The 1,986-nt window shown below is 41.9% G+C and carries 1 protein-coding gene; it reads right to left on the reverse strand.

Annotated features, from left to right (window positions below):
- Positions 1-100: 100 nt before the first annotated feature.
- Complete coding sequence (locus ACTNB8_RS16230; protein WP_441056104.1) at positions 101-1,801, reverse strand: transposase; 1,701 nt, start codon at positions 1,799-1,801, stop codon at positions 101-103.
- Between the last annotated feature and the right edge of the window lie 185 nt (positions 1,802-1,986).

A 1,986-nucleotide genomic window follows, 5' to 3' on the forward strand; every position in this document is an offset into this window, starting at 1 on the left:
CAGCCTGTCCGAAAACCTTATTTTTAGGCATAAATTTAGCCCCTTTCCTTCATCTGTGACATTGAAAACTGAATAAAATACACAGGATGAAGAAAGAGGCTTATGCCTGTTCCATCAATTCCATCATTTTTTGAAATCCAAGGAGATTCTTCGCCCGTTCCAGGTTATAACCCAGACAAAAGAGCGCAAACTCTCCAGCCACTTTCCGTATTCCCCTTAAAAGAAAATAAGTGGCTCCCATTGCTCGTTTTATTGTTCCAAACGGATGCTCCGACAGGCACATCCTCCGGCTCATCTTTTCTTTATCCGGTTTCAGGAAAAACTTCACAACCTTTCTTTTTTCATAATGCCATTTTTCACCCGTTTTCGTTTCCTCCGGCTTCTTTCCTTCGGCTTCCAGCCAGCCCTTACATGGTTTTACCAGCTGATCTTTGGTAAAGTCGATCTCTTTCCATTCGCCTTTTCCCTTGTAACACTTATTGCGGTTCGGGCAATGTTTACACGCATTTTTATTGGCATAGCGGATATTCCCGTTTTTCTTTATGCTCTTCTGTCTCAGGATTTCCCCAGCCGGACAGTATACCAGGTTTCTCTCAGAATCTCTGACAAAATAACCTTCTTTTGCTTTTTCCTGCATTTCCTCAGGACTTCCATAGACACTGCTGTTTTCCCGTTTTTCATCCACCACTTTACGACGGACTGTTTCTACCTTCATATCCTGTATCACTTCTGCATAAACTTCCGGTATCTTACCTGCATGCAGTGCTTTCTTCAGTTCTTCTGGCTCTGTGCTGGCAGTATCCGTTTCTGCCTCTTCATAAGGGATTTCTATGTCATAACCGTCTTTTCCATCATCTGTTATGACATGTGGGATAATACCGTTCTCCAGACACTCCACCATATCTTCCACAGCTTCATAACCTTTATCTGCCACTACTTCTATGATCTTTTCCGGTTCAGAGCTCTTTATCCCCTGCATCGTACTTTCCAGCAATCCATGGTCGGTTACCTGATTGGTCATCTGAAAATCTCGGATCAGATGTGTTTCAGAATCTACCGCCGTCTGTGGGTTATATGCTACTGTAAACCCATTTTTATTTTTCATGAGTTTTGCATCCGCATCTGTGATCGAAAGCTGGGATACCCCGGTTTCTTCCATCAGCTTCTGATAACCTTCGTATCTGGCAAGTCTCTCCTGTGCTTCTTTTAACTTGGCTTCAAGACTTTCTCTTGTCAGTTCTCCTGAAATCACGTCTGTTTCTTCCTGCTTGTCCATTTCATTCAGGATCCTTAGATACTCATCTGTATGACCATTCAGCCATTTGATCCTGTCATCCAGTTTGTTTTTGGTGAAGTTGTTATCTTTTGCGTTATCCGCCTGGATCTTTGTTCCATCCACGGAAGAAAATCCCCATTCCACTGCACCGGAGATCCGGCGGTTGAATTCATAAAAAATCTCTTTCAGGCTGTCTATGTTGTTTTTCCTGAAATCTGCAATGGTGCGAAAATCCGGTTCTACACCGCCGATCATCCATTTCACTTCAAGATTTACTTTACAGCTTTCAGCCAGTTTCCGTGAAGAACGGATACCTTTCCTGCTTCCGTAAATATATATCTTATAAAGGCTCTTAGGATCGTAAGATGGACGGCCTTCTGCTGCCACAGGTTTTACACCGTATTTCCCTATATCAAGATGGTTCACAAACGCATCAATTATCCTTGCAATACTTTCTTTATCTACAAATGCGTCCCATGAACAGCACATCAGCTGGTCACGGTCAAAACCTGAAACATATGGCATCTCAATTCACCTCAGAACAATTTTTCTCTGGTTTCATTATACTATATCTGAAACATAGATGCACGATTTCTGTGTACTTTATTCAGTTTTCAATGTGCAATTTTAATTTATATTGAACGCTCACAAGAGCATATCAATCTTTTTCTCATCAGATTAGATTATCCGAGTTTTCGGACAGTCTCCCC

The sequence above is a fragment of the Blautia sp. HCP28S3_G10 genome (assembly GCF_052065235.1).
Classification (GTDB): Bacteria; Bacillota; Clostridia; order Lachnospirales; family Lachnospiraceae; genus Blautia_A.